At 36.5% G+C, this 24,596-nt stretch carries 34 protein-coding genes; 13 read left to right on the top strand and 21 right to left on the bottom strand.

Annotation, left to right across the window (positions count from 1 at the left end):
* Positions 1-25 precede the first annotated feature (25 nt).
* Positions 26-349, bottom strand: a complete 324-nt coding sequence (locus ACE38V_RS04990; protein WP_375840087.1) for a DUF4870 domain-containing protein — start codon at positions 347-349, stop codon at positions 26-28.
* A 233-nt stretch (positions 350-582) separates the two neighbouring features.
* On the opposite strand from ACE38V_RS04990, the gene ACE38V_RS04985 reads away from it, so the two are divergent.
* The 4 genes from ACE38V_RS04985 to ACE38V_RS04970 all read left to right on the top strand — a co-directional run bounded on the left by ACE38V_RS04985 (position 583) and on the right by ACE38V_RS04970 (position 4,104).
* On the top strand, positions 583-1,362 hold the full coding sequence (locus ACE38V_RS04985) for an undecaprenyl-diphosphate phosphatase (protein ID WP_375840086.1): 780 nt from the start codon (positions 583-585) through the stop codon (positions 1,360-1,362).
* Between the two features lie 28 nt (positions 1,363-1,390).
* Complete coding sequence (gene uptA / locus ACE38V_RS04980; protein ID WP_375840085.1) at positions 1,391-1,981, top strand: undecaprenyl phosphate transporter UptA; 591 nt, start codon at positions 1,391-1,393, stop codon at positions 1,979-1,981.
* 112 nt (positions 1,982-2,093) lie between these two features.
* A complete protein-coding gene (locus ACE38V_RS04975) occupies positions 2,094-3,239 on the top strand; it encodes an amidohydrolase (protein ID WP_375840084.1) in 1,146 nt (381 codons plus the stop codon).
* 304 nt (positions 3,240-3,543) lie between these two features.
* The gene (locus ACE38V_RS04970; protein WP_375840083.1) at positions 3,544-4,104 is read left to right on the top strand and encodes a GNAT family N-acetyltransferase; all 561 of its coding nucleotides are present in this window, start codon (positions 3,544-3,546) and stop codon (positions 4,102-4,104) included.
* Between the two features lie 71 nt (positions 4,105-4,175).
* Here the strand turns inward: ACE38V_RS04970 and ACE38V_RS04965 are convergent, their stop codons facing one another.
* Positions 4,176-4,286, bottom strand: coding sequence for a DUF2639 domain-containing protein (locus ACE38V_RS04965; RefSeq protein WP_375840082.1), 111 nt, complete (start codon positions 4,284-4,286; stop codon positions 4,176-4,178).
* 160 nt (positions 4,287-4,446) lie between these two features.
* On the opposite strand from ACE38V_RS04965, the gene ACE38V_RS04960 reads away from it, so the two are divergent.
* Complete coding sequence (locus tag ACE38V_RS04960) at positions 4,447-5,814, top strand: MATE family efflux transporter (protein ID WP_375840081.1); 1,368 nt, start codon at positions 4,447-4,449, stop codon at positions 5,812-5,814.
* Between the two features lie 530 nt (positions 5,815-6,344).
* On the opposite strand, the gene ACE38V_RS04955 is transcribed toward ACE38V_RS04960, so the two are convergent.
* Positions 6,345-7,118 carry an SDR family oxidoreductase gene (locus ACE38V_RS04955; RefSeq protein WP_375840080.1) on the bottom strand — a complete coding sequence of 258 codons (774 nt, stop codon included), beginning with the start codon at positions 7,116-7,118 and terminating at the stop codon, positions 6,345-6,347.
* Between the two features lie 191 nt (positions 7,119-7,309).
* Here ACE38V_RS04955 and ACE38V_RS04950 point away from each other — a divergent pair, with 191 nt between their 5' ends.
* The 5 genes from ACE38V_RS04950 to ACE38V_RS04930 all read left to right on the top strand — a co-directional run bounded on the left by ACE38V_RS04950 (position 7,310) and on the right by ACE38V_RS04930 (position 9,456).
* Positions 7,310-7,552, top strand: coding sequence for a spore germination protein (locus ACE38V_RS04950; RefSeq protein WP_375840079.1), 243 nt, complete (start codon positions 7,310-7,312; stop codon positions 7,550-7,552).
* A 20-nt stretch (positions 7,553-7,572) separates the two neighbouring features.
* On the top strand, positions 7,573-7,815 hold the full coding sequence (locus tag ACE38V_RS04945) for a spore germination protein (protein ID WP_375840078.1): 243 nt from the start codon (positions 7,573-7,575) through the stop codon (positions 7,813-7,815).
* 32 nt (positions 7,816-7,847) lie between these two features.
* Positions 7,848-8,342 (top strand): Hsp20/alpha crystallin family protein, encoded by a 495-nt coding sequence (locus ACE38V_RS04940; RefSeq protein ID WP_375840077.1) that lies wholly within the window; start codon positions 7,848-7,850, stop codon positions 8,340-8,342.
* A 61-nt stretch (positions 8,343-8,403) separates the two neighbouring features.
* On the top strand, positions 8,404-8,895 hold the full coding sequence (locus tag ACE38V_RS04935) for an Hsp20/alpha crystallin family protein (protein ID WP_375840076.1): 492 nt from the start codon (positions 8,404-8,406) through the stop codon (positions 8,893-8,895).
* Positions 8,896-8,907: 12 nt separating this feature from the next.
* On the top strand, positions 8,908-9,456 hold the full coding sequence (locus ACE38V_RS04930; RefSeq protein ID WP_375840075.1) for a hypothetical protein: 549 nt from the start codon (positions 8,908-8,910) through the stop codon (positions 9,454-9,456).
* A gap of 58 nt (positions 9,457-9,514) precedes the next feature.
* Here ACE38V_RS04930 and ACE38V_RS04925 read toward each other — a convergent pair whose 3' ends face one another.
* From ACE38V_RS04925 to ACE38V_RS04905, 5 genes are all read right to left on the bottom strand, one after another.
* Positions 9,515-9,961 (bottom strand): FixH family protein, encoded by a 447-nt coding sequence (locus ACE38V_RS04925; protein ID WP_375840074.1) that lies wholly within the window; start codon positions 9,959-9,961, stop codon positions 9,515-9,517.
* A gap of 39 nt (positions 9,962-10,000) precedes the next feature.
* Entirely contained in the window at positions 10,001-11,257 is a 1,257-nt protein-coding gene (locus ACE38V_RS04920) for a sensor histidine kinase (protein ID WP_375840073.1), read from the bottom strand.
* Between the two features lie 134 nt (positions 11,258-11,391).
* Entirely contained in the window at positions 11,392-12,072 is a 681-nt protein-coding gene (locus ACE38V_RS04915; RefSeq protein ID WP_375840072.1) for a response regulator transcription factor, read from the bottom strand.
* A complete protein-coding gene (locus ACE38V_RS04910) occupies positions 12,069-13,046 on the bottom strand; it encodes a YncE family protein (protein ID WP_375840071.1) in 978 nt (325 codons plus the stop codon). The genes ACE38V_RS04915 and ACE38V_RS04910 overlap by 4 nt, the downstream gene beginning before the upstream one ends.
* A gap of 147 nt (positions 13,047-13,193) precedes the next feature.
* Complete coding sequence (locus tag ACE38V_RS04905) at positions 13,194-13,448, bottom strand: hypothetical protein (protein ID WP_375840070.1); 255 nt, start codon at positions 13,446-13,448, stop codon at positions 13,194-13,196.
* Positions 13,449-13,878: 430 nt separating this feature from the next.
* Between ACE38V_RS04905 and ACE38V_RS04900 the strand changes: the two genes are divergently transcribed.
* On the top strand, positions 13,879-14,121 hold the full coding sequence (locus tag ACE38V_RS04900; RefSeq protein WP_375840069.1) for a DNA alkylation repair protein: 243 nt from the start codon (positions 13,879-13,881) through the stop codon (positions 14,119-14,121).
* Positions 14,122-14,232: 111 nt separating this feature from the next.
* On the opposite strand, the gene ACE38V_RS04895 is transcribed toward ACE38V_RS04900, so the two are convergent.
* From ACE38V_RS04895 to deoD, 7 genes are all read right to left on the bottom strand, one after another.
* Positions 14,233-15,066, bottom strand: coding sequence for a hypothetical protein (locus tag ACE38V_RS04895; RefSeq protein ID WP_375840068.1), 834 nt, complete (start codon positions 15,064-15,066; stop codon positions 14,233-14,235).
* Positions 15,067-15,242: 176 nt separating this feature from the next.
* The gene (locus ACE38V_RS04890; RefSeq protein ID WP_375840067.1) at positions 15,243-15,662 is read right to left on the bottom strand and encodes a MarR family winged helix-turn-helix transcriptional regulator; all 420 of its coding nucleotides are present in this window, start codon (positions 15,660-15,662) and stop codon (positions 15,243-15,245) included.
* Complete coding sequence (locus ACE38V_RS04885; protein ID WP_375840066.1) at positions 15,659-16,582, bottom strand: CobW family GTP-binding protein; 924 nt, start codon at positions 16,580-16,582, stop codon at positions 15,659-15,661. The genes ACE38V_RS04890 and ACE38V_RS04885 overlap by 4 nt, the downstream gene beginning before the upstream one ends.
* 142 nt (positions 16,583-16,724) lie before the next feature.
* Positions 16,725-18,185, bottom strand: coding sequence for a lmo1851 family serine protease (locus tag ACE38V_RS04880; protein ID WP_375840065.1), 1,461 nt, complete (start codon positions 18,183-18,185; stop codon positions 16,725-16,727).
* A gap of 104 nt (positions 18,186-18,289) precedes the next feature.
* A complete protein-coding gene (locus ACE38V_RS04875; protein ID WP_375840064.1) occupies positions 18,290-18,619 on the bottom strand; it encodes a metal-sensing transcriptional repressor in 330 nt (109 codons plus the stop codon).
* Between the two features lie 45 nt (positions 18,620-18,664).
* Positions 18,665-19,513, bottom strand: a complete 849-nt coding sequence (locus ACE38V_RS04870; protein WP_375840063.1) for a M15 family metallopeptidase — start codon at positions 19,511-19,513, stop codon at positions 18,665-18,667.
* Positions 19,514-19,657: 144 nt separating this feature from the next.
* A complete protein-coding gene (deoD, locus tag ACE38V_RS04865; RefSeq protein WP_375840062.1) occupies positions 19,658-20,362 on the bottom strand; it encodes a purine-nucleoside phosphorylase in 705 nt (234 codons plus the stop codon).
* A gap of 172 nt (positions 20,363-20,534) precedes the next feature.
* On the opposite strand from deoD, the gene ACE38V_RS04860 reads away from it, so the two are divergent.
* On the top strand, positions 20,535-20,660 hold the full coding sequence (locus ACE38V_RS04860; protein WP_375840061.1) for a hypothetical protein: 126 nt from the start codon (positions 20,535-20,537) through the stop codon (positions 20,658-20,660).
* 63 nt (positions 20,661-20,723) lie between these two features.
* Here the strand turns inward: ACE38V_RS04860 and ACE38V_RS04855 are convergent, their stop codons facing one another.
* The 3 genes from ACE38V_RS04855 to ACE38V_RS04845 form a co-directional block, all read right to left on the bottom strand.
* Positions 20,724-21,494, bottom strand: coding sequence for a sporulation protein (locus tag ACE38V_RS04855; protein WP_375840060.1), 771 nt, complete (start codon positions 21,492-21,494; stop codon positions 20,724-20,726).
* On the bottom strand, positions 21,481-22,311 hold the full coding sequence (locus ACE38V_RS04850; RefSeq protein ID WP_375840059.1) for a serine/threonine protein kinase: 831 nt from the start codon (positions 22,309-22,311) through the stop codon (positions 21,481-21,483). Before ACE38V_RS04850 ends, ACE38V_RS04855 begins: the two co-directional genes overlap by 14 nt.
* Before the next feature lie 334 nt (positions 22,312-22,645).
* Entirely contained in the window at positions 22,646-22,819 is a 174-nt protein-coding gene (locus tag ACE38V_RS04845; RefSeq protein WP_375840058.1) for a YozD family protein, read from the bottom strand.
* Positions 22,820-23,001: 182 nt separating this feature from the next.
* Between ACE38V_RS04845 and ACE38V_RS04840 the strand changes: the two genes are divergently transcribed.
* Positions 23,002-23,166, top strand: a complete 165-nt coding sequence (locus ACE38V_RS04840; protein WP_375840057.1) for a hypothetical protein — start codon at positions 23,002-23,004, stop codon at positions 23,164-23,166.
* Position 23,167: 1 nt separating this feature from the next.
* Here the strand turns inward: ACE38V_RS04840 and ACE38V_RS04835 are convergent, their stop codons facing one another.
* From ACE38V_RS04835 to ACE38V_RS04825, 3 genes are all read right to left on the bottom strand, one after another.
* Positions 23,168-23,854 (bottom strand): hypothetical protein, encoded by a 687-nt coding sequence (locus ACE38V_RS04835; protein WP_375840056.1) that lies wholly within the window; start codon positions 23,852-23,854, stop codon positions 23,168-23,170.
* Positions 23,855-23,978: 124 nt separating this feature from the next.
* The gene (locus tag ACE38V_RS04830) at positions 23,979-24,197 is read right to left on the bottom strand and encodes a YozE family protein (RefSeq protein ID WP_375840055.1); all 219 of its coding nucleotides are present in this window, start codon (positions 24,195-24,197) and stop codon (positions 23,979-23,981) included.
* 184 nt (positions 24,198-24,381) lie between these two features.
* Complete coding sequence (locus ACE38V_RS04825; RefSeq protein ID WP_375840054.1) at positions 24,382-24,573, bottom strand: hypothetical protein; 192 nt, start codon at positions 24,571-24,573, stop codon at positions 24,382-24,384.
* Positions 24,574-24,596: the final 23 nt, after the last annotated feature.

The raw sequence follows: 24,596 nt of genomic DNA, 5'->3' as shown, positions 1-24,596 counted from the left end.
TAGAACCGTCCCCATGCCCGTGCTTTTAGCGGATGATGCGGAAGATGAATGGAAAACGATAGGCTTGACCGTCATAGGCTTTGACTGCGGCGATGATGGTAAAAATAAATCCTAATACTCCCACAACCCAAATTAATAGGAAGCCAATTAGAACAAGCATTAAAACGACACTAATAATCGAATAGACTGCATAAGAGATCAGAAAGTTTAAATATTCTTTTCCGTGATAATCAACAAATGCAGAGTCGTTTCTTTTTATTAACCAAATAATGAGCGGTCCTATAAAAACGGTAAAAAAACTTATACCATAAATGGCAGCGGCCAATATTCTTTCATCTTGAGATGGCATTTTTCTTTCCCCCTAATTTGATAATTGCTTGCCTTATGGCTATTTTACGATTGGCTGAAGAAAAAGTTTCAACTTCTCTCAATTCTACTTTCCTTTTGCCGTCTACAGGCAAACAACTTATTTCCTTTTTCTCATTTTTTCTAATTCAATGGTATTTCATCCTTTTTTGTTCTTGTTTAGGACAAACTGAATACATTTTTAATAAGAGACACGAAAAAGGAATGATGAGTTTGATGTCAAATTTTGAAGCGTTCATCCTCGGGATTATTCAAGGTTTAACGGAGTTTTTGCCCATCTCAAGTACGGGACACCTCTATTTAGGAAGACATTTATTTGGACTTGATGAAGCAGGTCTTTTCTTAGATACAATGCTTCATGTTGGAACTTTAATCGCTGTTTTTGTTGTATACAAAGGGGAAATCCTCCAAATTATCAAACAACCGTTTGGAAAGCTTTCCCTCTTATTAGTTATCGGGACATTACCTGCTGTAATTATTGGTTTACTTTTCAATGACTTATTTGATACGATATCGAAGACAGGTGTTACGATTGGCTGGGAGTTTTTATTAACAGGGCTGATTCTTTGGGGTGCTGATGGAGTCAAAAGTGGTCACAAAAAAATGGAAGATTTAAGCTATAGGGATGCTTTATATATTGGCTCCTTTCAGGCAGCAGCGATTTTCCCTGCAGTTTCACGTTCAGGATTAACCATTGCAGCCGGTCTTTTTCGTAAGCTAGATCGTGAAACAGCTGCTTTTTTTTCATTTTTGTTATCCATACCTGCCATTGCAGGGGGGATTGTCCTCCAATTCGGTGAATTGTATTCTGGGCAAGTTGAAGCTGTACGTTTTAACAGTTTACTTATAGCGACCCTATCCTCTGCCTTCTTTGGCTATTTAGCCGTTGTCTGGATGATTAATTATTTGAAAAAACGATCGCTTAAAATCTTTGCCATCTATGTTTGGGTCTTAGGAATCCTGATTCTCACCCTCCAACTAACAGGCATCTTTTAAATTACTCATAAATAAAGGAGGATCCTCATTGAAAGAATTAATACTATCCATTTTTGATTACTTAAATCAACTTGGATATTGGGGTATTGCGCTCGGATTAATGATTGAAATCATTCCTAGTGAAATTGTTTTAAGCTACGGAGGTTATTTAGTCAGCCTTGGTCATATAAACTTTTTTGGTGCTATCCTTGCAGGAACTATTGGAATTACCATTGCCCAAGTACTATTGTATTGGATTGGCCTATTTGGTGGTCGACCTTTTTTAGATAAATACGGGAAATTCTTATTAATACATAAAAGACATATTGATGCCTCAGAATATTGGTTTCAAAAGTATGGACCAATCGTGGTTTTTACCGCGCGATTTATTCCCGTAGTTAGACAAGCTGTTTCCATTCCTGCAGGCATTTCAAAAATGCCTTTATCCAAATTTATTGCCTATACGGTCGGTGCCACAATTCCTTGGACAGTCTTGTTTTTACTTCTAGGAATGCAGCTTGGCACACATTGGAAGGATATTGAAGAATATGCAAGACCGTATGTCCTTCCCATTACAATTATTGCCATCATATTTATTGCCCTTTACTTCTTTTGGCAAAAAAGAAAAAGAAAAAAATAATTTTATGTTGTATCCCTTTCACTCGCCAATTTGGCGAGTTTTTTAATATGCTGTAAAGTTATCACATATACATGTAATAATGCCTACTTATTTTAAATAGAAAGGGGTTTCTATGACAAACTATTTATTAAAAAATGCAAACGTGTATCCAATCACCTCTAATCCGATTCATCACTGTGATGTTTTTATTGAAAATGGAAAGATTAAAAAAATCGGTCCCCAAATCACCACATCCTTTAGCTTGGATGCGATTGCCCAGCTAAAAATAATTGATTGTAATCATAAACTTCTTTTCCCCGGTTTTATCGATGTTCATACCCATTTAGGGTTATATGATGAAGGAACGGGATGGGCAGGAAATGACGCCAATGAAACCATCGGGCCCATGAGTCCACATGTTCGTGCCATTGACGGTGTCTACCCATTAGATCCCGCTTTTTCTGACGCTGTCAAATACGGTGTAACAACCGTCCACGTCATGCCCGGAAGTGCGAATGTCATCGGTGGAACCACTTCCGTCATAAAAACACAGGGCAAAAATATTCAAAAAATGCTTGTTAGAGAAACGGCAGGACTGAAAATTGCCTTTGGGGAAAATCCAAAAAGAATTCATAGCAACGGAAACAGTGATTCCATGACAAGAATGGGAATCATGGGTATGTTAAGGGAAGCCTTTTATGAGGGAAAGAATGCAGAGAACCCTGAATCTCTCAAGCTAGCTCCAATCGTCGCAGCCCTTAACCGTGACATTCCTGTTAGAGCACATGCACACCGAGCAGATGATATCATTTCAGCCATCCGTCTAGCAGATGAATTTCAGCTAGATCTTCGAATAGAGCATTGTACCGAAGGGCATTTAATTGCCGAAGAATTATCTCCTTATCAGTTGAAGGTTTCTGTTGGTCCAACATTAACTAGACGCTCCAAAGTAGAATTAAAGAATAAAACCTGGAAAACGTATCAGGCATTAACCAATCATGGCATGGAAGTATCGATTACAACGGATCATCCCTATGTTCCCATCCAATATTTAAATATTTCTGCTGCGATCGCGGCTCGTGAAGGGCTGTCAGAACAAAAGGCAATTGAAGGAATAACGATCCTAGCCGCCAAAAACCTAGGAATTGACTCACAATTAGGAAGTATTGAGGAAGGAAAGGATGCTGATTTAGTTCTCTGGAATAAACATCCATTTCATTTTTCTGGAAAACCAATTTGGACGATGATAAACGGCGAAATCGTATTTGAGGAAATGTAGGATTCTGTAGAAAAATAGTTAGGAAAATAACATTAAATTTTAATAAAATATCTCATAAACCTATTTTCTTTTTAGCGATTTTTTAGTATTATACCTTAATAAAAGAATTATTTTATGATAAAATTTTTTACCAAAACGGAATATCAAAGTTATTGGGAAGGCAAATGGTGCGCCACCAGCAAAACTGGTTCTAGTGGGTTCGATTCCCACCCCGAAATTTTTTAGCTACATTACAAAAAATTTCGAGGGTGGTTCAGAGCATTCCAAACACAAAATCGGACTGCCCTTCATAGGAGGGATTCATATGCTCAAGAAACGCGATCTCCAGGATTGCCACTCTTTGTATGAACTAATTACGCACCCAGATGTCTTCCCTTTTGTGCGCCAAAAAGCTAGTTCGTATGAAGAATTTCTATTTATGACTAAACAAACAATTGAAGCAGAAGAACGTGGAGAATTAATATCTAGAACAATTTTAGATGAATGGGAGACCCCCATTGGTACGATTAGCCTATTCGATATTAAAAATGGGTCTGGCTTTCTAGGAACATGGCTGGGCAAGGAATATCACGGAAAAGGCTATAATAAGATCGCAAAAGAGCTATTTTTCAATGAGCTTTTCTATGAATTGGGCATTGAAACTGTGTTTATGCGAATACGTAAAGTCAATATCCGTTCACAAAAGGCTGCCGAGAAACTACCATATGTCGCTCAAGCAAACGAAACAAGAAAATCCATTTACGATCAGTTAAACGCTGAAGGAGACATCTATCATTTATTCGAAATTCCTAAAGATTTATACACCTTACATGTTCTTCGCTCAGAGTCTGACCAACAAGGAGATTCTCATTTACTTAATGCCTAAAAATCCCCACGATATTCCTTCGTGGGGTATTTTTTGCTATTTTGCTCATAATTCATGCGGGTTAGCTATTTCTAAATATAAGTTTTATATAACTCTAGTTTTTTCCGATCTACTGGATGCTTGGATACTCCTAACTCTTTTAATTTCTGAACATACCACCCTTTAGATCCCGGATAAGCCATGCAACATGTCCCCTTTTATAATACTCGTCCATAAATCATATGCTGTAGAAAAGAAAACATGACAGTTAATAGATACGTTTGAAAAGAATCCTATAATAAAGAAAAAATCATTATGCTATAATACATTAATCAACACCAACTTACTAGAAGAGGTTCTATTATGCAGCAAACAACAAATTTCAAAGAAAAAATAAAACAATTATTAATTATCGTTATTCCTATATTTATAACGCAAGTCGGGATGTTTTCCATGAACTTTTTTGATACGACCATGTCCGGTCATTTTAGTGCAAATGATTTGGCGGGTGTAGCCATTGGTTCTTCTATTTGGGTTGCCGTCTATACGGGGTTAAGTGGAATACTGGTTGCCATCACCCCCATAGTCGCTCAACTTATTGGCGGAAAAAAAGAAAAACAAGTCGCTTTTCATATTATCCAAGGTTTATATTTATCTATTATCATGGCCATTGTTGTCATTATTTTGGGAGCAATATTCCTAAATTCAATCCTTAACCATATGAATCTGAACATAAAGGTTCAAAATATCGCTCATGACTATTTGGTGGCATTAAGCTTTGGCATGATTCCCCTATTTATGTTTCAAGTGCAGCGTTCCTTTATTGATGCTTTGGGAAAAACAAAGGTATCGATGCTGATTACCTTATCTGCACTTCCTGTTAACTTATTATTTAACTATTTATTGATTTTCGGGAAAATCGGATTTCCCGCTTTTGGAGGCGTTGGAGCAGGCTACGCCACAGCGATTACCTATTGGATTATCACGTTTATCTCGTTTTTCATCATAAAATACAATCATCCCTTTTCAGCATTTCAAATATTCGAGAAATTCTTTAAGGTTTCTTTCAGAAAATGGGCTGAAATTTTGAAAATAGGGATTCCAATTGGTCTGTCCATCTTTTTTGAAACAAGTATTTTCTCAGCGGTTACCTTATTAATGAGTCATTTTGATACTGTTACGATTGCCTCTCATCAATCAGCCATGAACTTTGCTTCCCTTTTATACATGATCCCCTTAAGTATTTCCATGGCACTAACGATTGTCGTCGGTTTTGAAGTTGGGGCAAAACGGTACCTGGATGCGAAGCAATACAGTTGGCTTGGGGTTCTTTTAGCCATAAGCTTAGCGATTATAAACGGTCTTATACTCGTTGGATTTCGTCATCAGATTGCTGGTATCTATTCAACAGATCCAGAGGTCATAAAATTAACCGCTGACTTTTTACTATATGCCTTATTCTTCCAACTTTCAGATGCGATTCAGGCACCTGTACAAGGATCTCTAAGAGGATATAAGGATGTTAATATCACTTTTGTCATGTCCCTCGTTTCCTATTGGGTAATTGGATTACCATTAGGATATTATTTAGGAAATTACTCGGATTGGGGTGCTTTTGGGTTCTGGATTGGCTTAATCACAGGTTTGGCAGTTGGGGCTATTTGCCTCGCCAGTCGTTTAGTCATGATTCAAAAAAGATGGGGGATCTTAAGAGGAAATTTCGGAAGATAATAATAGGTGGGAGAGATATTTAGCGTAGGCTTAGAATTGTTTCATTATATGAACAAGTTTTTGGGCCTTCCTTTCTAGATGAATGTCGTTCGTCCCCCTTCCTAACATCCTTCTCAACTAATTCACCAACATCCTTCAAACATAGAATAAAAAAGCAGGCTCTAATTTTCGACGATCACTTTAAAGCCTGCCATCCAATTATTATAACGGATTTGGATTTTATCCCACTCTTAACGGACATTTTGACTCCCACTTCAAGATTCTGAGAATACGAAGAAGATAAGTGGGAGATCAACTGCCCGTAAAGGTCCGACGAGGGATTAAGGTCCTAGTCAGACGAAGCCACAGGATGTGGCGTTATGAGCGTGATAAGTGAAATAAGATTTTTCTTTGGGCTTCAGCCCTTAGAAAAATCAATCAGGCTCTGCGTGACTAACCATCAGTGGGGGATGAATGGCAGACTAAAATCGCGACGTCTGCACTTCACGTCCTGTGCGTCGAAAACCCCCACTGATGGAAGTTTCACTTTATCACAACCTATATATCTTTCCAAGAACATCCTTTCCTCCAGTTACAGGAATGATACTACCTGTAATAAAGCTAGACCTTTCATCCACTAAAAAGGAAATAACTCTTGCAACATCCTCCCCAGTTCCTGGCCTTCCAGTCGGAGATTCGCGATCAATAATCTTTATAGCTTCAGCAATATTACCTTCCTTCCATTCACCTGTAATGTCACCAGGGCATACCATATTTGCCGTAATCCCCTCATTTACCTCTTCTAAAGAGATGGTTCTCGTCAAAGAGGCTAGACCAGATTTTGCAGCAGCAAATGCAGAACGATAAATCCAGCCGGGTGTCGTTTCCACTCGATCAAATCCAACTGTGATAATCCTACCCCATTTTTGCTTTCTCATTGTAGGAATAAACGCCTTACATAAAATAAAAACAGCATTCAAATTCCCATTTAATAAATAATTCCATTCTTCATTGCTATAATCTGTCAAACGCTTTCTTTCATTTATGTAAGGTCCGGCATTATGAACGAGGATATCAATCGTCGGAGAAATAGAAAAGGCCTCGTCAATAACCTTCTCACAGCCTTTGAGACTTGCAATATCCCCTTGAATAATATCATTTTTGTTTCCATATTGTTTTGTCAGGAAACTAGCTAATTCTTGTGCTTCTTTTTCGCTATTCCGATAATTAATCATTATGGAGATACCCTGTTCAGCTAAATACATAGCTGTTCTTTTTCCTATGCCAGTGGCACCTCCTGTTATTAAAGCGGTTTTCATTCTCACAAATATATACCCCATCGTAATTCAAAATTTTTTCATTCCCTTGTTTCTATAGTAAAAAGAACGAAGCATATATGCAAATAATTTGCGGAGGACTTGCGATTTTATTTGCTTTTAAAACAATCTACAAAAGTTTTCATAAACATTAGGCTAGTGTGGTGCATAGTATGGATACAAAGAAAGGATGTGTAAGGATGCAAACCATCATCAATATTTTCAACATCAAAATCAACAGTATCTCCACTAACGGATCCGTGACGATTGGGGAATCCCTCCATAATGCACCAACGGCTAATGCAAAAACGACAGGACAAAATGCATCCTATGGTGATTATGCTCCACCTACTGCAGCGATGGAAAATGTATATATTGACCCGGATATCAATGACCAAGGAGATATTGGAAATCCAGCTCCTGTTAATTCTAACCAATTGTAATTCATTTGGGAGTGAAAATAATGCCCTACCAAATCAATATTTTTAACATAAAAACGAACGGAATAAACAGTAACGGCAATATTGATATTGGTCCGACAGTTCATAATAGCCACACTGCAAACTCAAAATGGGTGGGTGTCACCATGGCCTTTGGTGATCTATCACCTACTGGTTCATGCTCTGCAAATGGTGTGGGAGATCTATCCCTGAGTGATCAAGATCAAATTGCAAATCCTTCAGGTAATTTAAACAATCAAATATGACCGTTTTATTTACATGGAAAGGAGGAACCTCAATGTTTCCATGGAATCTATTTCCCTTCCATAATAATAATTTTCAGAAAATGGTTAGTGGGATGAAGCCGGAGGAAATTGATCAATATATACAGGATATCATGAAAAAAGCCTTCCAAGAAAACTTTGGTAGTATGATGAATCCTGCGGATCTAGCTCATGGGTTTCCACTGATGAATAATCAAAGTCCACGTCAGACAAATTCTAATTCCTCATCAAAAATTCAAGCAGCAGTATTTGAAACTCATGATTATGTTTATGCACGGATACCAGTAAAAGATGAAGAATGGCTAAAACAACTGCGTGTCTACCATACCTCTAATCAATTAATTCTAGAACATGTTCCTGAATATGATGATAAAGAAACCATTACGTTGCCAGCAATCGTAAAAAGAAAAGGATCCACCGCTCAATATAAAGAAGGAACACTTGAAATAAAAATTCCTAAAAACATTGATATGCAATATTCCGAAATTGACGTCAAAGAAATCTACTAGGCGTCAATTTATTTTTAATATTAATTGTCATTTCGTATGAAATCAAAAGGGGGATTTTAAAATGGATATGGAGAAATTACAGGCTTGGTTAGATATCACTAAGCAGTATCAAAAGGATAACTTTTGGAAGGAGATTTTCCAAATAAGCGACCACCAGGAATTAAATCCAAAACAGCCGCAATCACAGCCAGAGCATTCCTTCTATGTCAATAAAACCGTATTTCCTCGGTGTGATGTTTATCGGGAGGAACAAAACATCATTATTGAAGCGGAAGTACCTGGAATCTCAAGAAACAAATTAAATGTTAGCCTTTTTAATCAACACCTCCATATTAAAGGAGAAATTGCGTCCTTTCAGACAAAGAATCAATACTTATTAAAAGAAAGGCATAATGGAATATTTGAAAAATCCATTCCACTGCCTTCACCTGTCAAACAAAACGATATCCAATCGATTCTTCAGCATGGAATCTTGACTATTATTCTTCCCCTCGATGAAGAGGAGGTTGAATCAATAGACTGGTCACTTCATGATAAAAATAAGAATTCTTAAGGAATGATGATCATGTTTTTCTTTAAGAAAAAAGAAAATAAGATTGAGAAGCAAATCGATACATTAATCGATAAACTACAGTCGATTGAAATGAAGCTCCCCTCTTCTTCAAGCAATCAAACAATCCAAAACGATCATATTATCCTGCTTCTAAAAAAGTTAGAACAACTCGCACTCCCTAAACCTTATAAAGATACCCAATTGGATATCCTGTTGATCAAGCTTCAAGCTATGGAGCATCAAATCATGAACTTATCAAAAGAAATTACTCAATTAAACCATGGTACAGTCAAAGAAGAGACTTCTTCAAACGTGTTTATCGATAACCTAACCATTGAATCTTTTATAGTTGACGGTCTCGAATATATTAATAATATCGGTCAGCTCGGTATTCATGATCTGAGTGGTAAATTAAATATTGGAACGAGTCTCGAAGGAAGGCTACCCAAGAAACAACTTCTTAAATTCCATAAGTTTGAAGAAAAGCAATCGGCACGAGAGGATAAGTTCGCCAAAGTTCAAATGAGAGCAAGAGCGGAAAAGGATGAACAAAAAAAATAAGAGGAATCCCATTCAAAAGATTGTGATTCCTCTCATAGCTTTCTCGAATTTGCAATACCTACATTCCCTCAGTTTCAGAAGAAGAATCGCTCTCTGGTTTACTAGGCTTCCCAATGATAAATTCCTTTTTAGGCATGGAGTGCATATCCCTAGCTGTCACATGAGAAATGATATAATAGGTTCCTTCTTGATCAAAGGTTTTACGAAGAGAATAAATTCCATCATGATCATGTTTCACTTTTACCTTCTCATGATTTTCTTCATTCGCTCTCCATATTTCAAAATCCACCTCATCCGCGTCACGCACCAATTTATCTCCGTATGTGACTTTCGCTTCGAACTGAACTGGTTGATGTATCTTTGCTTTTTCTGGATTTACCGCTAATTTTACATCTAAAAATTGAGGTACTTCCTCATCCCCACTTTTGGCTGTATTACATGATGCTAACAAGATCATCGTAAAAATGGAAATGACTATGATAAGACTCTTCTTCAAGACAAACACACCCCTAAATAAGTTCATATTTATATATATTACTTGCCATTATTCAATCGTTGGAAAAATCAATTTTGCGCAGGTGCCTTTTCCCAATTCGCTTTCTATTGAAAACTCCCCACCATGTAAATGGATGATTTTTTCCGTAATGGCAAGTCCTAATCCCGTTCCTCCATCAGCCCTTGTTCTTCCTTTATTAACACGATAAAACCGTTGTGTGATTTTTTGCAAATCTTCTTGAGGGATTCCACAGCCAGTATCGCACAATTCTAATAGACAGCCTTTTGGATGCTTGGTTAAGCGAATCGTAATTCCACCTTCCTCTGTATAACGAATCGCGTTATCCATCAAATTCTGCACCACCTGTTCCAGACGTCCTTCGTCCCCATTAATGATAATATCCGGATCTAGTTGTAAGGAGAAGGTTAGGCCTTTTTCCTCGAGTACCAACGCATATTTTTCAACGGCATCTTCAATTAATTGTGATAAAACTAAAGGAAAATTTAATAATTGAAATCCATCTGACTCCATTTTGGCTAGGTCTAAAATATCCCCCACCAATCGTTCCATTCTTCCAGCTTCTCGATGAATCAGGTGGAGGTATTTATATTCATCCTCAGGTTGAATTATATCGTTGAGCATGGCCTCGCTATACCCCTTCACATAGCTAATCGGCGTTCTTAGCTCGTGTGAAACATTGGCTAAAAACTCCTTCTTCCGCTCATCTTCCTTTTGAATGGATGCAGACATTTGATTAAAAGCAGTTCCTAATTGACCAATTTCATCGTCAGATTCAATATCGACCCGCGTATTATAATCACCTTCTGACACTTTTTCTGCCGCCAAAGTCATTTGTTTTAACGGCTTGGTCAACCTACTAATTAATTTGGTTCCAAAAAATAAGGTAATTACAATAAATAAAACCGCAGCCGCAAGCCATAAAACAGAAAAATCCTTTGTGATTTCCGAAATTTTTTCTATTGGCAAATACAAATAGATAATCCCTTCTAGTCGGTTATGATCTAGAAGGGGAATAATCGTGGCGACAATTTTCCGATCAAACCGCTCCTCAAAACCCGTCTTCAAAACAGGTTCGCCCTTTAATAGCTTTTCTCGCTCATCCGGTTTGATTAGACTTTGATAATCAATATCAAAGGGAAGACAGGCGCTCAGTTCTTTTGGATTGTTCACCATGAAAATTTCTGCTTCAGATACAGCATTGTACCACTCCACTTTATTTTTCAATTCATCCGTAAGTGGTCCACCCTTATAATTGGCAGCCAATTGTTTTCCTTCCGTTAGCAAAGAATTCTCCGTCTTTTCCACGTAAAGCTTTTCATAAAAAAAGTTTGAGAGAAAAAAGGAAAAAGCTATTGAAAGTAGGATCGCGCAACATACAACAATCCATAATTTCATCGACAAAGACCTGAAACCAACTCTCATTCTTCAGGCACCTCAAACTTATACCCAATCCCCCAAACCGTTTGGATGTATTCATCGATACCTAACTTCATTCTTAATGTTTTAATATGGGTATCCACTGTTCTTAAGGAGCCATGGTAATCAATGCCCCATATACTTTCTAGAATTTGCTCTCGGCTTAATGCTTGGGATTGATGTTCAATGAAATAGATTAAGAGCTCATATTCCTTTAATGTTAATGGGACTGCTTTGTCCTCAACCATCACTTTGCGCGCTTTCTTATCAATCGTCACACTGCCCATCTTAATTACATTTTGTTCAATGGCTGGACTTCCAGTCCTTCTTAACACAGATTGGATTCGGGCTACCAATTCACCTGGGCTCAAGGGTTTCACCATATAATCATCCCCACCAAGCTGGAGACCTCGTACTTTATCCCATTCCTCTCCCTTCGCAGAGAGGAAAATAATTGGCGTTGTATATTTTTCTCTAATTTTTTCACAGACCATAAATCCATTTTCATTCGGCATCATCACATCTAAGATTGCTAAATCAATAGATTCCTGCTCTAATATTTGATAGGCTTCTTCACCACTTGCTGCTTGTATGCAGTGAAACCCTGAGTTTTCCAAATACATTTGTATAAGGTGACGCATTTCCTCTTCATCATCAACAATTAAGATTGTAATTGGGATCATTGCTTCTGCCCCTCTCTAACAATTAATTGAAATGGTCCTTTGTCCACTTTAATCGTTTTCTTGATTTGTAATGTTCGAGGATCCACGATATGAATATCATTGCTGTCATACCCAGCTACAATAATTTCATCATGAAAGGAAACCATTTCAAAAGGATTAGCACCAATTACCACAGATTTTATGGGCTTTCCAGTTACGCTCAACTTGTGTAATGTGCTTGATCCATGACTCAAAACAAAAATATAATTCTCATCCTTTAAAAAATTCACTGGCATGATGGGTGCATGAATTTTTCTTACCAATTTTCCTTTTTCATCATACACATGAATATATTTTTCAGGTTCAAGCCCTTCCCCGTGACCACCTATCCATATTTCATCCCTCTTCTCATCAATCATCGCTCCCGCTGCTTGAGAATGGATTTTTATGGTGTTAATCGTTTTCTTTGTTTTTATATCAATGGTTGACATTTTTTCTGATGAATAGCTAATAACATTTAATTGCCCTTTCTTTTTATTCTCAAGTAATGTTAATGGGTTTTGCTCAGTTTTCACATCTATTATTTCTTTTCCTTTGAGAGTAAAAAATCGGACAATATGATTGAATTGGTCTGAAAAAACAATTTCATGATTATGGTTGATTAGCGCTCCATTAACAATGCCTTTTCCGATATCCCAGCTATTGATTTTTTTCCCTTGTGCCAATGAATATAGATCAATCGAATCCACCTGCTTTCCATATAAAAGCAATGTATCCCCATCAGGAAGCATTAATCCACCTGAATAGGGTTTTTTCAGATCCCATGTTGCTAATTTTTTCATTGCCTTCATATCAACAAATGTAACACTCATGTCTTTGATATTCACGGTGGCAACAATAGATTGATTTTTCGATATCTTTGGATAGCTTTCATATTGACAGGATGCTAACAGAAAAATGGGTAAACATAAGAGCAATTTAATAAGAAGCTTCATCTGTTTTTCTCCTCTTTAATAATAATTCTATTTTAAAACAATTTATCACGGCTCTGTGAGAAAAATGTGAAATCTGCATGAATCTTGTCAAAAAATGATAAAAAATAGAAAAAACCCGCAATTCATGCGAGCTTCTACCTTTCAATCTTACAAATCCTCCATTAAATTCGTGTGCAGCTTAATTAACGAAAGCTTGACCTCATCAGGTAATGAGGAATCCATGATCCTTTTAATTGCAGAAAAATATTTTTCATGTGGCGATTTTCTAACCCGAGGATGGGAATTTTCATCCTTTAGCTCCTGAAGAATTGCCTTTTTCAACACCGATTCAGCTGTATCCTCTTCGATAAGCTTTCGATTATTCCAGAGCAATCGATATTGCTGTAATAAAAAATCAAACATGTTTTCTGATTCTCCTTTTTCAACTATAAAGTGAAACTTCCATCAGTGGGGGTTTTCAATGCACAGGACGTGAAGTGTGCAGACTTATGTGTTGACGTCGCGCTTTTAGTCTACCATTCATCCCCTACTGATGGTTAGTCACGCAAAGCCTGATTGATTTTTCTAAGGGCTGAAGCCCAAAGAAAAATCTTATTTCACTTATAACGCTCAATAACGCCACGTCCTGTGGCTTTCGCCTGACTAGGACATCCTGTCCGTCGTCGGACCTTTACGGACAGTTGATCTCCCACTTATCTTCTTCGTATTCTCAGAATCTTGAAGTGGGAGTCAAAATGTCCGTTAAGAGTGGGATAAATTGAGGATGTGGTTTCTTACATATCTAAAGGTAAATTGACCAAAATAATGTTAAAAAAGAAAGGAGTGTTTGGCGATGCCAACACCTTACCGTTGTCCAAATTGTAAAACGAATCGAAGTCGTTTTAATCTTATTCAGCAATTACCGCAATCTGTAAAATTAGACCCACAAACTGGAAATATCCTTGAAGAATACTCAAGCGAACACTTAAGTCCATTCCATCTAGCTTATAATGGTCCAGATTATCGCGTCCAATGTGGGACATGTGGCCTAATTGAGGACGAACGTACCTTCATTAAATTCGGTGAACAAAAGTAACAAAATGCAATCAGATCGAATATGGACGATCAACGATATGAAAAGCAGTGAATTCTCATTGCTTGTTCAATTCAGTACAAAAGCGCTGGGAAATCACTCCCAGCGCTATTTTCATTTATAATAGATTTCTTCAAAGTGATTATCAGCTAAAAAAGATACAGCATCTACTTTCCATGCATCAAATGGAGAATATCTTACAAGCTGAACATTTCCCCGAAAGACACTTCTCCCTTTTCCCTTGATGAACCAATCGATAACAACAGGGACCTCTAAATAAATTTCATCCTGCAAGTCTTCAACTGGTAATTCAGACATACTGGTAATTGTAGTATTTTCAATTAAAGATATAGTTGTTTCCCATTGAATAGGTTGTAATGAAATTGGCGAGATAATTTTGGGATCCTTTTCTTTAAATCCAGCAACAAATGCACTAATCACTTCATACGGACCGGCTTGTGCATAGTAAAGTGGGAGATTCCCAGAAGCTTTATAAATCATGAGCATATGTGATAAGTCCATATAATTATGCCGATGGGTTGTGCTCCCATAAAAATGAATACAGAAGTGGCCAGGGAAATTATTCACTAATGCACCTGCTCCATGAGGCATACCATGCATGGATGCGGCAATCCGTTGATTTTTGTATTTCACAATAATCGCGCGTCTTTTCCAACTCCATTTTCCATTATATATTTGTTTCATAATAGCAGTATCTGCATTCGTTAAAGGCTGCACATCAGCATGCTGACTTCCCGCCCTGCGCTGAACCCTAAATTCCTTTCCCGATTCAAAGTCTTTAACAGTAAATTTCGTATACTTTGGAAGAAATCTATTTACTTCCTTCCATGGCAGCATTTCAATTGGAGCTTGTTTTTTTTGTTTAGCATAGCTCAGAGAACAGAAAGAAAAAAAGATTATAAGAAAGACCACTGATATTTTTTTCAAAACCAACACCTACTTACTATCTAAAATTCTGCATATCCTGAAAAGAATAAACCAACAAATTAGAATACAAGTAGAGTGTCCCCTTTATTTTCTATTACCATTCACAAAAATGATTTCAAAGAACTCCGAAAATTCATTTCGCTTATTCGATCTAAATTCCTATCAAAAACATTGATTTAATCTTTTAATTTATTTAATAATCGCATAAATTCTTCAATTTCTTCATCTGAAAATTGATTCAATTTTTCATAAAAATAATCTGATCTTTTCTCGTTAAAATGCTTCAATAATTCCTTTCCCTCATCGGTTACGACCATATCAACCACTCTGCGGTCCACATCCGATCTTGTCCGAGTCAAAAAGCCTTTTTTAACAAGGGAATCTGTTACCATTGTTATATGACTTGCCGAAACCTTAAGATTCTTTGATAAATCAGTTGCTTTTAAGGACGTATCTTTTGACAGGAGCTTTAAGACGGTATATTCACCGTGACTGATTTCCTTCTTAAAGATTGTATGAATATCCTGCTTTAATTTTCGGTAAACCATTCTTAATAATTGTTCAAGTTCAAAAATTTGCTCTTGTTTCAATCTCATTCTTTCCTTTCAAGTTCTTTCAATTTCTTTTCAATTACACTCCATTCTATTCCTTCACCAATAAAGACAAGATTCAATGGATAATTCATGTATTCCTTCATAAACATCGGCATTCCATAAGCGTATTGAAATAAAACAGGATAATGGGATTCTGAGAATTTAACATATCCTTTTATGCGATAAATTTTATCTGACAAGGATGCTAGAAATGACTCAAATTCCTCCTGATTAACTGAATGCTGAAAATGATAGACAAAGGTACTTAAATGTAAATGTACATCAACATGAGTGCTAGTCTTTTGGCTTTTATTCTTTAAAGACATCTGATGAATCGTTGAAAGAGGCACTTTTGCAAATGTCGTTAAGATAGTTTGTGCAAAGGTATTATATCCTTGAATATTCATGACCAAACTAGCTTGTTCAGAGTCGGATAATCGATCTACTTTATTGAGTAATAATAAATCTGCATGGCGAACTTGCTCGATTAAGAGCTGTTGAATTTGAGGACTGAAACTCTTTCTGCTCATCCAGAAGTAAGCATCCACTACTGTAACAATTCCTCTAACATCGAGCTTTTCAGCAAATAGTGGTGAGAGAATAGCATCTAAAACTTCTACTGGATGTGCTGCACCTGTTGTCTCAATATAAATCACATCAGGCTTATCATCTAGTAGTAAGCCTTGAAGTTGGGATTCTAATTTATCTTGTATCGTGCAGCAAATACATCCACCCAATAATTCCTTTAGGGTCACATCCCCTTTAACGGTATCAGAATCGATAGAAACGCTTCCAAGTTCATTCATCATCACAGCCAGCCTTCTGCCTGCCTTCTTTTCTTCCTGCAAAATCCTTTTTAATAATGTCGTTTTTCCACTACCTAAAAAGCCTGATAATATATAAATTTCTGTTTTCTCTTTCATTATCTCAACCTTCTATATCCAATTTCGATGTTCATTTTGCATGATTCCCTCAATAAATCCCGAACTCGTGAGAAAGGCTTGCCTATTCCGTACTTCCAAGTTCATTCCTAACCTTGGATGATCATAAGCAAGCCTTAATCATTTATTGATTTATTTGTTTTTTTAATACTTCAGCAGCTTTTTTGATTTGTGTATCATTTTTTTCAATTTTCTCTCTAAGCTTTTCCATTAAGGCGAGTGTATCTGGTCCAGTTAAAATCCCGTCTGCCTTTAATTTCTGATCCTTTTGGAATTGCATCACGGCTTCTTTCATTTGACTGTCAAAGTATCCATCTACTTTTCCGGGATCGTAGCCAACTGCTTTCAACATTTTTTCAGCAACTTTAATTTGATCAGAAGCATCGGTCATTTTTAATTTAGAATCTGGATTAATAAATGGTAAGGATGCATAACTTGGAAGTGATACTTTATAATCAGGTTCAATTCCTTTTTTATGAATCCATTTTCCACTTGGTGTTAACCATTTTTCCGTTGTAAATTTCAAGTTTGATCCATCATCAAAATCTTTCGCATTTTGAACGGTTCCCTTACCAAATGATTTTTCACCAATTAATGGTACACCAGCAGATTCCGAAACGGCACCCGCAAGAATTTCAGAAGCACTTGCACTGCCTTTATCAATGACCACGACTAATGGAATTTTCGAATTTTGATTGCTATTGGTTGCTTTGATTTCTTCAATTTTTCCTTTACGGTCCTCAATCTTTAATACGGTTTTTCCACTTGGAACGAATAGGTCAGCGATATTAACCGCCTGGTCTAAAAGACCACCTGGGTTTTGGCGTAAATCAAGGATAACTCCCTTCATACCTTTCCCCTGTAATTCGTTTAGCTTATCAATTAGCTCTTTAGACGTATTTTCGGAAAATGTTGTAATTTGAATTTTAGCAATTCCATCTTTTAACATTTCTCCATAAACCGTTTCAATTGGAATGGTATCCCGAACTAAGGATATAGTCATAGTTCCTTTTGTACCTGGCCTTTCAATTTCCAGGGTAACCTTTGTTCCTTTTTTGCCACGAATAAGGGCCACTGCTTCTGAAGAGGACTTTCCCCGTAAGCTTTTCCCATTCACTGATAACACCTTGTCCTTAGGCTTTAATCCAGCTTTTTCTGCAGGAGAGCCTTTGATTGGTGAGACAATGGCAATAGAATCATCCTGCTCCTCAATTTCAGCTCCAATTCCTTCGAATGAGGAAGAAATTGTTTCATGAAATTGCCCTGCTTCCTTTTCATCCATATAATCTGAATATGGATCATCAAGTGCTTCAACCATTCCATTTATAGCACCATTTATTAATGTATCCTTGTCCACCTTTTTGTAATAATTATCATTAATCGTATCATAAGCCGTATATAATTTATCAAATTCATTTCTTTCATTTGCAACCGTCACAGCTTTTTCATCCCCAAAAGATAGGGCCACCACCGTAATTCCGGCAGCTAAAAATACGATTAAGAAAATTAACATAACAAAGTGAAATTTTTTCATTTTAATAAATCCGGACCCATTTTCAGGCGTATCCTGGTTCGTTTTTTCCATGTCCAAATTCTTCACCACTTTTCCAAAAACTTATGCTTGTTCCTTAAAAAATAATAACATTTTCCAAATGAAAGTGATACTAAAAGGTCCTTTTGTCGAATTGATTATGCCCTGCTGAATTGCTCAATGACCTTCATCAATTCATCTATAGCCTGCTCACCATTTCCTGATTTTATGGCATCAGATACACAGTGATTCGTATGCCTTTCTAACAGATTCATTCCAACCTTTTTTAATGCATTATTCACTGCTGTAACTTGAATCAATATATCCACACAATAACGGTCCTCATCAATCATTTTTTGAATTCCGCGGACCTGACCTTCTATTCGTTTTAATCTTGTGATTAATTGGTCCTTTTCAACCTGAGTCCTTGGGACAAGTGGCTTTTTTTCAACGTTTTCTTCGATATTTTCATTGTGACAATGCTCCATTTTTTCACCCTTTTCAATCGAATAGAAAGCGAAGAAGATTTTCAATTAAATCTTTTCAACGATTTTGAAATATTCTTCTAAGGTTATATCTCTCTCATATATATCCGTTGCCGCTTTGATACCAACATAACGAAAATGCCATGGCTCATATTCATAGCCTGTGATTTGCTCTTTCCCTTTTGGGTAGCGAAGGATAAACCCGAACTTGTGGGCATTAGCCACAAGCCATTTCCCCTCTTTGGTATTTCCATAGTTCTCAGATAAATCAAAGTTGTTACTTGGACTTGATACATCCATTGCAAGTCCTGATTGATGCTCACTAAAACCTGGAATCGCCACTGCCTGTTCTGCCTGTTCTTTCCCAACTTGATTTACTTCGGCAGAATATACCTCCTGTTTCCTACCATAGGAACGATAGCCAGAAACGGCATAAATAATGATATTTTCTTTTTTTGCAGCATTTATCATTTTTTCAAGTGCCTCTGCTGCTTCTTTTCTCATATAGCTTTTTTCAATTTTCTGATCTCCAAATGGAAATGGAACTTTTGGTCTTACTAAATCCTTAGGTGCATAATTATTAGGAAGAGCATATTGTTTATTCACTAATGCCAGAATATTCGTTGGGTTTTGAATCACTTTTTTTCCATCGACCATTCTTATTTCATTAAAGAATGCAGAGTCAAGAGTTAGTTGATTATTCTGTCCATCTTTCGCTGATTGGTCATTGGCTTGTCCATTAGACGGATGTTCTTTCTTGTTCTGATCATCGTCATTTACACTAGTTTGTTTGGGATCTTTTTTTTGCCATGGCATTTTATCCATGATGGTATTCAACTGACTGCAACCTGCTAATACGATAAGTATGCTCAGCATTAGAATGATGTTTCTTTTCATTTTGTCTCTCACCTGAATCCTTTTCAATGCAATATTTTTATTTTACCACTATTCATCGGTGCCTGTAACTGATTTTATTCATATGAAGGATTCATATTTTTCAAAAAAAGAGGCTAACTCATTAAGTCAGTCTCCCCATTTTATTTATTGTTGAGCCGCTGTTTCCAAAGCCACCTCAATCATATCGTTAAAAGTAGTCTGTCTTTCTGCAGCCGTCGTTTCTTCGCCAGTTAAAATATGATCACTCACGGTAAGAATGGATAATGCCTTTCTCCCAAATTTCGCAGCTAGCGTATAAAGGGCTGTCGTCTCCATTTCCACTGCTAAGATTTGGTATCTCGCCCATTTTTCTAATTCACTGTTATCATTATAGAAACTATCTGCGGAAAATACATTTCCTACCTTAAGGTTTAGTCCTTTTTCAATTCCAAAATCATAAGCCGTTTTGAGAAGATCAAAATTCGCTGTTGGCGCATAATCTACGCCACCAAAGGTTAAGCGATTGATTTGAGAGTCTGTTGATGAGCTCATGGCTAAAATAACATCTCGCACCTTAACATCCTTTTGGATTGCCCCACAAGTTCCAACTCGGATGAGATTTTGAACATTGTAGCTATTCATCAGCTCATGAATATAAATAGAAATCGATGGAATCCCCATCCCAGTCCCCTGGACTGACACTTTTTTTCCTTTATAAGTACCTGTAAAGCCAAACATATTTCTTACTTCATTATAGCAAGTAGCTCCTTCTAGAAAGGTTTCAGCAATATATTTTGCACGAAGTGGATCACCTGGCAATAATATCGTTTCCGCAATTTCATTTTCCTTTGCACCAATATGTACGCTCATTTATTAACCCTCCGTCATAAAAAGATGTTGCACATCAAACTATAACATAAACAAGAGGGAACAGAAAAATTTATTGCGGAAAAACATACTTTATTTACAAATGGTTATCATAAAACAAGAGTTCCCACCTAGTTTTTTAGGGGATTTAATAAGGGAAATGGGGGTCATCAGCATGGGTAAAAAGCACCGTAATAGAATTAATTCACCAAAAAAGAATAACCATATAGCAGCTGAGGAAATTGTCGCTGAACATGAGGCACATGCCAAGGAACATACTGCCCAAAAGAGGAAGAGATAAACTGAAATGGAAGCCGGCTTATCAAGAAAAGTCAGCTTCCATTTCAGTTTCATTATTGATATGTTAACAATAAGCTTGGATGACCGATTTCATCTTATCCTTCATGATTGAAATATCTGCTGAAGAAACTGTTATCTTAACGTTTGTTTCGTCCATCTCTAACGCCTCAGATAAGAAACCTCCTAATCCACTCGCCCTCCGATCAACCTGAATAAGCAGCTCAATCTCATGAGACGATTTTGGATAAAAGATCATTTCAAGTTCATCCAATCTCCCTTTGAAAGAACCCGCAGCTGGGACAAACTCAAACTCCTGTACAAACGGAAAACGATTACGGAGGCGATATGGTGCCTCCTCACATTCAGCTTCTCTTAAGCGAAAGCCTAAATCACTTATGGCCTGTAAAACAGATGACATTAAAGGGGTAGGCATAATCTTTAAATAATCTTTATCATTAGGATCAACCGCATTTTTGATGTTTAATCCTGTGCTTACCCATATTTTTGTCCTTCCAATCGTGATGGGAGTATCAATTGGAAGCTGAAAGGAAAAAGGAAGCACCTTTCGTTCATTTGGTTGAAGCTGGAACGATTCTGCAATCCGAAAACCATCTATCAATCCGGAAGAACTATATTTTTTATCATCGACCTCCTTGATATAGGTGGTGTACAACGATAAATAAATTGAATCTATTTTTTGTTCAATGCTTCCACCTTGAACGTCTATTTCCCCTTTTACAATCTCTCCAGGAATAATCGTTGATTTCTCAATTTTAGTATCAACCGTAGCAGCTCCAATCCCAACACTGGCAAAAATTTTATTAAATAACGACATCCTCATTCCTCCCGTTTTTTGCGATAATCTGAATAATATCTTTTTCTATTTCATCAATGCTATTGTATGGAATAGATGTGAGCAGAAGCCGTTTGATGATTTGTTTTCCATCCTCTGAAATCTGTAATTCCACTTCCCAGCTCTGTTCCTTTTTCGATTCCTTGCTATCGTACTGCGAATAAAGAAGAAACAGCAGAAAATGACCTAAAGCATAGTAATCACTTAAAGGGTTAGCCGCCCGTCGTACGGTTTTCCATTTTGATTTATTAGGCACATCTTCTATATAGGCTGCAAGACCAAAATCAATCAATTTAAGTTGCCCGTCATCTAGTATCACATTGGGGATGCGAATATCTCTGTGGATGATTCCTTTTTGATGAAGCACACGCATTAAAGAAAGTAACTCAAGCCCTTTTTGAAAAGCTTCCCTTTCCGTAAAAACCTTACCGTCCTGAAAAATTAATTGTTCAAAGGTCCTTCCTTTCATATATTCCATTGTAAAATATGGAATGGACTGATAGATTCCTCGCTCATAAAAATGTGGAAATTGCAGATGGAGAAACTGATTTAATATTTCCATTTCACGTAGGAACCCTTTTCTTCCCCTCTTTGTCAACCTCTTATGAAGTCGTAATGTTTTTAGAACCACTTCCATCCCATTTTGAAGATCTAGGACTAAATAGCTATAACCATAGCTTCCTTTTCCGAGGAATTTTTGAATTTGATATCGATTATCGATTTTTTCACCCAATTGAAATTTTGAATCAAAGAAATCGGTTACTCTTAAAAATATCGTTTGAAAGATTGGTTTCATCATAGAGACAATCAACTGCTAAAAAAACTGCTGAAAAAGCTTCCACTTTTGGATTTATGCTTATGCTTATAGTGGTGATGTCCAAGATGCCCATATTTATTGGACTTATGATATTTCCAAGCATCACTTGAACTTAAGTGTTTATGATGATTAGAATCTTTTATGATGGATTTAATAATCTTTTTAAACATCTAACAATCTCCTCCTTTTTATATTATTCATACGAAAACTTTTAAGTTTGGTTTCAAAAATATTTATAAATGAACCATATTTCATTCCCTTTTTTTCAATAAAAAATGACGAGCATTCTCAGGCCCGTCATTTTTGTTTATATCAGTCATTCTTCATCTGTTTCCTCATCAATGATTGATTTTTCCAAAAGATATTCGAAGGTTATATCTGCAAGCTCTTCCAATTCACTCTCGCTTGGGACGTATCCCCTTTTCAATAATTCCTGAAAGAAAAACTCTGCAATTTCTTCCGTATCGATGATTACTTCTATTTCTCTCACAGTATCGCCCCCTTTTTTCAAATTGTATGAGTCTATATATCTTTTCATGATTAGAATAGGAAATTCCTTCAAATTATTTCACACAAAGTAAAATATGATTTTTTGTCATCTTTTTTTCGCCCAAGCATATAAATGAACTATTCATTCTTAATTCAATGTTACCTGTGGAAGGAGTAAGGAATATGAATCAATTAATCGAAGCCATAAAGGATGATGTGAATAAAGAAGATGGGGTTTTTATTACCTTTTTCACTAGATTCGTTAATCGTTTATTTCAAATTATTATTCTCTTATGCATTCCATTGTTTTTATATCTTTTTTGGGAGTTTCATAAAATGAGCGGATGAGCTATTTCAGATTCAGATCTTCCAATTTTTTTAAAATCATTTTCATGACGCGAAGATAATCCTCATCCTTAAAAGTTAAATAGAGAAAATAATAATCATTATAAATATCTAATAAATGATTAATATATTCATATTTTTCTTCTTTCGAGATACTCTTTTCTTTATCAACCTTTTGGAACGCTGTTATCTTCTCTGGAACATCTAGAGAAATTTTTTTCCCTTGATTGTTAACGATTCCTAACTTTTGAATGAAGTTATCAGCACTTTCAGCATCGGCAATTAAGATAATCTCCTCTTCTCCCGCTTCGAGCCATTCCCCATCACTAATCCGTGACATTTCATAAATCACGTCCTCCCAGGCATCTTCCTTGTAGCGCCAAATTTCTGTGCGGAAGCCGACTATTTTGAATAGATCCGATCCATAGCCCTTAACCTGGACGAGATCTCCAAAAATATATTTATAAACAATATTAATATGTTCCTTCTCAACCAAGCTAGAATCATATTCAGAAAGCTTTTTGAGGCTTGATTCTATATATAAACCTTCACTTTGATTGATTTCATAAACATACATACCATCTAACCATTTCACATCGGTTACTTTTCCAACAGTTCCATAAATGGTGATCACCACCTTGTCACCAACTTTAAATTTTGGCCTTTTCCTTTTCTTTGTCATTTCCTCCATCCTCTCAGGTGCTAACCATGAGCCGTGCTAGGATATAATATGCGAAAACTAAATTTTTCGAACCACATAGAACGTACATCCAAGAAAAATGGGGGAATTTTGCGATTCAGCCGAGGATACTCTTTTATCCTTCGCTTACATAAATATCCCAAACTTCATCAAATACTGTCATATTTTTTAAATAATGCCCATTTAGTTCGAGATACGTACTGATTTCATCATAATTCGATGAGTTTTTTGGAAATCCATGGTCATGAAAGGCATGATTAGCAAACTCACTAATAGAATCTTTTGGTTCAGGATGTCGATATTTCATTAGAAAATGATAAAAGGATTTTGTCATCCGATAAACTACACCTTTCTCGTTCGCTTTAACAAAAAAGCTTGAAATGATTTTTATTGATAATATATACAAAATAGTGTGTGTCGTCTACTCAAACACTTTACAAACAAATAAAAAAGCTGATCTCCTTATGAGAACAGCTCACTAAATTAATGTAAATAATTGATTTCAAAAAGGATGAAATCTATTGCCAACGGCCATCCTGTGAAAGCTCATAAAGGGCCATAATAATATTAAACATCAAAATAGCAATTGTAATTGGCACCGCAAATAGCCAATTTTTCCCGAACTTTTCCTTGATAATCCCTACATAGTAGCCACAAAAAAATAAGGAAACCATGGCTGCTGCCAGCATAATGATAATCACTAATTTCATTCACTTTTCCCCCAAACTCAAAC

This window comes from Cytobacillus sp. Hz8, from assembly GCF_042263505.1.
GTDB lineage: Bacteria > Bacillota > Bacilli > Bacillales > Cytobacillaceae > Bacillus_BE.
The sequence above is the reverse complement of the archived record's forward strand: the minus strand, read 5'-3'. Positions and strand labels throughout refer to the sequence as shown.